The sequence below is a fragment of the Streptomyces sp. NPDC046727 genome, assembly GCF_040645635.1.
Taxonomy (GTDB): Bacteria; Actinomycetota; Actinomycetes; order Streptomycetales; family Streptomycetaceae; genus Streptomyces.
In genome coordinates this window covers 1-8,414 of record NZ_JBEYYR010000079.1, presented here as the reverse complement: position 1 = coordinate 8,414, position 8,414 = coordinate 1, and the positions used below count along the sequence as shown (strand labels likewise).

The 8,414-nt window shown below is 69.5% G+C and carries 2 protein-coding genes; both read right to left on the bottom strand.

The window, feature by feature from the left end; all coding sequences use genetic code 11:
- The coding region (locus ABZ937_RS42540; RefSeq protein WP_361701007.1) for an amino acid adenylation domain-containing protein at nt 1-7,836 on the bottom strand (7,836 nt) is incomplete at its 3' end.
- The coding region (locus tag ABZ937_RS42535) for a phosphopantetheine-binding protein (RefSeq protein ID WP_361701004.1) at nt 7,836-8,414 on the bottom strand (579 nt) is incomplete at its 5' end. The genes ABZ937_RS42535 and ABZ937_RS42540, both read right to left, overlap by 1 nt.

Genomic DNA, 8,414 nt, shown 5'->3' with positions numbered 1-8,414 from the left:
CGCCACCGCACCCGGCACCCGGCGAACCTGCTCCGCAAACCAGTCGACCACCGTCACACCAGCCGTCACACCAGACGGCACACCACCCCCACCACCACTCCACTCCCCCACCAACACACCACGCTCAACCCCCGACAACACCTCAGCCGCCCCCACCGGCCGATCAGGCTCCCCAACAAACGCCCGCAACAACCGCACAAAGCGCGCCACAAAACCCTCAACCGTCCCCCGGTCAAACACATCAACCGAGAAACCAAACACACCCGACAACCCAGCCGGCCCACCCTCACCATCGAAAACCTCGCCGAGGTGCACCGACAGGTCGAACTTGACCGAACCCGACGTGGCCGATTCGGCGTTCAGCGCGAGACCTGGCAGGCGAAGTTCCGGGGCCGTGTTGTTCTGGAAGGTGAGCATCACCTGGAACAGGGGGTGCCGGGACATCGAGCGGACGGGGTTCAGCACTTCCACCAGGTGCTCGAACGGCACGTCCTGGTTTCCGAAGGCGGACAGGTCGGATTCCCGCACGCGGCCGACCAGTTCCCGGAAGGTCGGGTCACCGGACAGGTCGGTGCGCAGCACCAGCGTGTTCACGAAGAACCCGACGAGATCGTCCAGCGCCTCGTCCGTACGGCCGGCCACCGGCGAACCGATCGGGATGTCCGTCCCCGCACCCAGACGGGACAGCAGCGCCGCGAACGCCGCCTGCACCACCATGAACACACTCGCGTCCGACGCGCGGGCGAACTCGGCGATGCTCTGGTGCAGCTCCGCGTCCAGAATCACCGGGACGGTATCGCCACGGTATGTGGCCGCGGTCGGGCGGGGCCGGTCGAAGGGGAGGTCCAACTGATCGGGCAGGTCGGCGAGTTGCTCGGTCCAGTAGGCGACCTGCTTGCTGAGCAGGCTCTCGGGGTCGGAGTCGTCACCGAGCAGTTCCCGCTGCCACAAGGCATAGTCCGCGTACTGCACCGGCAAGGGCCGCCAGGCCGGCGTACGGCCGCCGACCCTCGCCTCGTAGGCCAGGGCGACATCGCGCGCGAGCGGGGCCAGCGACCAGCCGTCACTCGCGATGTGATGGAGGACGACCACCAGGACGTGCGTGGTGTCGTCGATCGCGAACAGCTCCGCCCGCAGCGGGGCCTCGCGCGTCAGATCGAAGCCACGACGCGCGGTCCGTGCCACCGCCTCCGACACGTCCTCGTCGCCGATCTTCCGCACGGGCAGTTCCACCATGGCGTCCGCCACGTCGAGGACACGCTGACGCGGGATACCGTCCGGACCCTCCGGAAAGACCGTACGCAGACTCTCGTGGCGCGCGACCACATCACCCAGAGCCGCAGCCAGCGCCCCGCGGTCCAGCCAGCCGGTCAGCCGCAGCGCGACCGGCATGTTGTACGTGGCCGACCCAGACCCCTGGATCCGATTGAGGAACCACAACCGCCGCTGCGCGAACGACAACGGCACCTCAGCCGGACGAGACACCGGCTCCAGCGCGGCACGCGCGTCCTGGGCACCTGTCATGCGGGCGTTCAGCTGGGCGACGGTCGGGGCCTCGAACAGCGCGCGCGGTGGCACCTCCACACCGAATACCGCACGGATGCGGCTGATGACGCGGGTGGCGTGCAGCGAGTGTCCGCCGAGGTCGAAGAAGCTGTCGTCGATGCCGACCCGTTCCGCGCCCAGCACCTCGGCGAAGATGGCGCAGAGAGACTCCTCGCGGGCGTCGCGCGGGCCACGCGCACGCTGTGCATCCGTGTAGTCGGGGGCGGGCAGGGCCCGGCGGTCGATCTTGCGGTGCGCGGTCAGCGGGAGTTCGGGGAGGGTCACGACGGCGGCCGGGACCATGAACTCCGGCAATACGGAGGCCACGTAGCGTCGAATGTCCGCACCCTCAAGCCCGTCCTGTCCGACGGCCGGTACGACGTAGGCGACCAGCCTCTTGTCACCCGGCTGGTCCTCCCGCGCCATCACCGTGACCTGCGATATCTGCGGATGCCCGGCGATCACCGACTCGATCTCGCCCAGCTCGATCCGAAAACCGCGGATCTTGACCTGCTCGTCGGCACGAGCGACGTACTCCAGCTGACCGTCCCGGCGACGACGCACGACATCACCCGTGCGATACATGCGCGCACCCGCGTCACCGAACGGGTCAGCGACGAAACGGTCAGCCGTCAGCCCCGGCCGGTTCAGATACCCCCGGGCCAGCTGAGCACCCGCCAGGTACAGCTCCCCCGCCACGCCCGCCGGCACCGGACGCAGCCGGTCGTCCAGCACATAGGCGCGGGTGTTCCACACCGGACGACCGATCGGCGGCACGCCCTCACCCGACAACGGCGCACTCGCCGTGGAGGCCACCGTCGCCTCGGTCGGGCCGTAGATGTTAACCATCCGCCGGCCACGCGACCATTCCCGGGCCACCTCCGGCGGGCACGCCTCACCCGCCACGACGAGGGTCAGTCCCTCGGGCAGCCCACCGGCCTCCGCCAGGACCGGAAGCGTCGCCGGCGGCAGCGTCGCGTGCGTCACCCCGTACTCGCGCACCAGGCGCACCAGCTCAGGTCCGGGGACCAGGCGCTCGGCCGTGCCCAGCACCAGCGTCGCCCCGGCCAGCCACGCCGGCCACATATCCGCCACCGCCGCATCAAAACTCGGCGAAGCGAACTGCAGCAGACGGCTCTCCTCGCCGATGCCCAGCCGTGCCACGTGGTCCAGGGCCAGGTTCACCACACCCGCATGCCCGACGACCACACCCTTCGGACGCCCCGTCGAACCCGACGTATAGATCACATACGCAGGGTGGTTGGGCAGAAGAGGATTGCGGCGGTCAGTGTCCGACAGGTCCGCCCCGGACTCCGCCGACACGGTGTCCGCGATGTCCTCCAACACCAGCATGTCGGTGTCTTCGGGTACCGCCGCTTGTACGGATGCGCTGGTGATCACGACGGCCGGCCGAGCGTCCTGGAGCATGTAGGCGATCCGCTCCGCCGGATACTGCGGGTCCACCGGCACATACGCCGCACCCGCCTTCAACACCGCCAACATCACCACAACCAGCTCCGGCGAACGCGGCAACACCAACGCCACCCGCTCCTCCGGACCCACACCACGCCCCACCAAGAACCGGGCCAACCGGTTCGCCCGCGCGTTCAACTCCGCATACGACAGCCCCACACCCTCAAAGCACACCGCCACCGCATCCGCACCACGCCTGACCTGCCGCTCGAACACGACGGGCAAAGAGGCACATGGCACATCGACCCGCTCGCCCTGCCAACCCGACAGCAGCTCCCCACGCTCACCCGACGACAACACCTCCAACCGGGCAACACGCACATCCGGGTCGGCCACCACCGCCGACAGCAGCCCACCGAACCGCTCCACCAAACCCTCAACCGACACCCGGTCGAACAGATCCGTGGCGAACTCGAAGACGCCGACGAGGCCGGCGGGTCGGCCTTCCGTGTCCTGCTGCTCGTGCACGCTCAGCTGGAGGTCGAACTTCGCGGTGCCATGGCCGGTCGGTTCGCCGGTGAAGGTCAGTCCGGGCAGCTGGAAGTCCGCCTGGGCGTTGTTCTGGAAGGTGAGCATCACCTGGAACAGCGGGTGCCGGGACATGGACCGGACCGGGTTCAGCACCTCCACCAGGTGCTCGAACGGGACATCCTGGTTCCCGAACGCCCCGAGATCCGTCTCCCGCACGCGCTCCACCAGCTCGCGGAACGTCGGGTCACCCGACACATCCGTGCGCAGCACCAGCGTGTTGATGAAGTAGCCGACGAGGTCTTCCAGCGCCTCGTCCGTACGACCCGCCATCGGCGAACCGATCGGAATATCGGTGCCGGCGCCCATTCGGAACAGGAGCGCCGCGAACGCCGCCTGCACCACCATGAACACACTCGCGCCCGACTCCCGCGCCAACGCGACCAGCCCTTGGTGCACGTCCACGCCCAGTTCGAACACGAGGTGGTCGCCGTGGTGAGAGGCGACGGCGGGTCGGGGCCTGTCGGTGGGCAGCTCCAACTGGTCGGGCAGGGCGGCGAGTTGTTGCTTCCAGTAGGCGACCTGCTGGCTGATCAGGCTGTCCGGGTCGGACTCGTCACCGAGCAGTTCACGCTGCCACAGCGCGTAGTCCGCGTACTGCACCGGCAGCGGCTCCCACGCGGGGGCACGCCCGTCGATCCGTGCCTCGTACGCACGCGCCACATCCCGGGCCAACGGCGCCATCGACCAACCGTCACCGGCGATGTGATGCAACACCACCACCAGCACATGCACGTCCTCCGACACCGCGAACAACCGCACCCGCACGGGAACTTCAGCGCTCAGGTCGAAGCCCTGCGCCACGACATCCGCAACCGCCGCCGTGACGCTCTCCTCCGCGATCTCTGCCACGGGCAGGGAGAGACGAGCCTCCTCCGGCTCCAGCACCTTCTGATACGGAGTGCCGTCGGCGCTCTCCAAGAACAGCGTGCGCAGGCTCTCGTGGCGCGCGATCACGTCACCGAGCGCCGCAGCCAGGGCCTCGCGGTCCAGCCGGCCGGTCAGCCGCAGCGCGATGGGCACGTTGTAGGTGGCGGCTGTCGCGCCCTGGATGCGGTTGAGGAGCCACAGTCCGCGCTGGGCGGGAGACAGGGGCGTTTCGGCGGGGCGGGGCCTGGGGGCGAGGGCGGCGCGGACCGTTCCCCCCTCCTCGGCCAGCCTCTCCGCCAGCTGCACCACGGACGGTCCCGCGAAGAAGGCACGGAGGGGGAGTTCGATGTTCAGTACGGTGCGGATGCGGCTGATGACGCGGGTGGCGAGGAGCGAGTGTCCGCCCAGGTCGAAGAAGCTGTCGTCGATACCGACCCGTTCCACGCCCAGCACCTCGGCGAAGATCCCGGCGAGGACCTGCTCACGCTCGGTACGCGGGGCACGCGAGGACACGGCCGCGGTGAAGTCCGGGGCAGGCAGGGCCCGGCGGTCGATCTTGCGGTGCGCGGTCAGCGGGAGTTCGGGGAGGACCACGACGGCGGCCGGGACCATGAACTCCGGGAGCACGGAGGCCACGTAGCGTCGAATGTCCGCGCCCTCAAGCCCGTCCTGCCCGTCCTGCCCGGCCACCGGTACGACGTAGGCGACCAGCCTCTTGTCACCGGGCTGGTCCTCCCGCGCGATCACCGTGACCTGCGATATCTGCGGATGCCCGGCGATCACCGTCCCGATCTCGCCGAGCTCGATCCGAAAGCCGCGGATCTTGACCTGCTCGTCGGCACGAGCGACGTACTCCAGCTGACCGTCCCGGCGACGACGCACGACATCACCCGTGCGATACATGCGCGCACCCGCGCCGCCAAACGGGTCGGCGACGAAACGGTCAGCCGTCATACCGGGCCGGTTCAGATACCCCCGGGCCAGCTGCGCGCCCGCCAGATACAGCTCCCCCGCCACGCCCGCCGGCACCGGACGCAGCCGGTCGTCCAGCACATAGGCGCGGGTGTTCCACACCGGACGGCCGATCGGCGGCACGCCCTCACCCGACAGCGGCGCACTCGCCGTGGAGGCCACCGTCGCCTCGGTCGGGCCGTAGATGTTGACCATCAGACGGCCGCGTGACCATTCCCGGGCCACCTCCGGCGGGCACGCCTCACCCGCCACCACCAAGGTCAGCCCCTCGGGCAGGCCCCCGGCCTCCGCCAGGACCGGAAGCGTGGCCGGCGGCAGCGTCGCGTGTGTCACCCCGTATTCGCGCACCAGGCGCACCAGCTCGGGTCCGGGGACCAGGCGCTCGGCCGTGCCGAGAACCAAGGTCGCCCCGGCCAGCCACGCCGGCCACATGTCCGCCACCGCCGCATCGAAACTCGGCGAAGCGAACTGCAGCAGGCGGCTCTCCTCGCCGATGCCGAGCCGTGCCACGTGGTCCAGGGCCAGGTTCACCACACCCGCATGCCCGACGACCACACCCTTCGGACGCCCCGTCGAACCCGACGTATAGATCACATACGCGGGGTGAAGCGGAGACAGAGCACACCCGCGGTCCTCGTCCGACAAGTCCGCACCGGACTCAGCCGACACGGCATCCGCGATGTCCTCCAACACCAGCGTGGCCGCACCATCCGGCACGGCACGACGCACCGTCTGGGACGTGATCACGACGGCCGGCCGGGCGTCCTGAAGCAAGTAGGCGATCCGCTCCGCCGGATACTGCGGGTCCACCGGCACATACGCCGCCCCCGCCTTCAACACCGCCAACATCACCACAACCAGCTCCGGCGAACGCGGCAACACCAACGCCACCCGCTCCTCCGGACCCACCCCACGACCCACCAAGAACCGAGCCAGCCGATTCGCCCGCGCGTTCAACTCCGCATACGACAGCTCCACACCCTCAAAGCACACCGCCACCGCATCCGCACCACGCCTGACCTGCCGCTCGAACACCACCGGCAACGACGCCCACGGCACATCGACCCGCTCACCCTGCCAACCCGACAGCAACTCCCCACGCTCACCCGACGACAACACCTCCAACCGGGCAACACGCACATCCGGATCCGCCACCACCGCCGACAGCAGCCCACCGAACCGCTCCACCAAACCCTCAACCGACACCCGGTCGAACAGATCCGTGGCGAACTCGAAAGCACCGTCCAGACCCGCCGGAGCACCCAGGCTGTCGAAACGCTCCGACAGTCCCAGGGAGAGGTCGAACTTCGCCGCGGCGCTGTCGTAGTGCTGGATCTCGGCGTCAAGGCCGGGGAGATGGAGGGTGGGCTGGCTCTGGTTCTGGAGGGCCAGTGCCACCTGGAAGAGGGGGTGGCGGGACATGGAGCGGACCGGGTTGATCGCCTCCACCAGGTGCTCGAACGGCACGTCCTGGTTCTCGAACGCCTCCAGATCCCGCTCCCGGACCCGGTCGACCAGTTCGCGGAACGTCGGGTCACCGGACAGGTCGGTGCGCAGCACCAGCGTGTTCACGAAGAACCCGACCAGGTCCTCCAGCGCCTCGTCCGTACGACCCGCCACCGGCGAACCGATCGGAATATCGGTGCCGGCGCCCAGGCGGTTCAGCAGCGCCGCGAACGCCGCCTGCACCACCATGAACATGCTCGCGCCCGACTCCCGGGCCAACGCGACCAGCCCTCGGTGCACCTCCGCGCCCACGGTGAACGCGACGCTGTCGCCTCGGTAGGAGGACGCGGCGGGCCGCGCGCGGTCCACGGGAAGCTCTATCTGCTCCGGCAGGTCGGCCAGCGTCCGCGTCCAGTAGGCGACCTGCTGGCTGATCAGGCTGTCCGGGTCGGACTCGTCACCGAGCAGCTCCCGCTGCCACAACGCGTAGTCCGTGTACTGCACCGGCAGCGGCTCCCACTCCGGAGCACGGCCACCGGCTCGTGCCGCGTAGGCCGTGGCCACGTCCCGCGCCAACGGTGCCATCGACCATCCGTCACCGGCGATGTGATGCAACACCACCACCAGCACATGCACGTCCTCCGCCACCGCGAACAACCGCACCCGCAAGGGGATGTCGACCGTCACGTCGAAGCCGCGGGTGCGGAAGGCGGAGACGGCGGCGTCGAGTTCGTTCTCGGCGGCCGGCACCACCTCCATACCGGACCATGCCTGACGGGTGTCGAGAATGTGCTGGTAGGGGGTGCCGTCGGGGCCTTCGGGGAAGACGGTCCGCAGGCTCTCGTGCCGCTCCACGACATCCCGCAGCGCGGCGGCCAGCGCGTCCCGGTCCAGGTTCCCGGTGAGCCTGAGCGTGATCGGCAGGTTGTACGTGGCGGTGGCCGCGCCCTCAAGGCGGTTCAGGAACCAGAGGCGAAGCTGGGCAAAGGACAGCGAAATCATCAGTTCTCCTCAGGACGCGGCATCCGCCGCAGTGCGGGCCGCTGCGACTTGCGCGCGGTTCCCAGCTGTTCGGCCAGCGTGGCAACGTTCGGTGATTCGAAGAGGGTGCGGAGGGGGAGTTCGACGCCCAGGCGGGTGCGGATGCGGCTGATGAGCCGGGTGGCGAGCAGGGAGTGTCCGCCCAGGTCGAAGAAGCTGTCGTCGATACCGACCCGCTCCACACCCAGCACCTCGGCGAAGATCTCGCACAGCTCCCGCTCACGCTCGCTGCGCGGGGCGCGCGACGTCACTGCGGCCGCGTAGTCCGGGGCCGGCAGCGCCCGCCGGTCCAGCTTCCCGTTGGCCGTCACCGGCAACGCGTCCAGCACCACCACCGCTGCCGGAACCATGAACTCCGGCAGGCGCTCACCCACGTACCGGCGCAGTTCCCTGTTGGCGAGTTCCGCACCGGCGGCTGCCCGCTCCACGCCAGGACCGGCGCTGGGTACGACGTAGGCGACGAGGCGCTTGTCCCCGGGCCGGTCCTGCCGCGCGACCACCGCCACCTGCGCCACCAGCGGATGCCCGGCGATCACCGC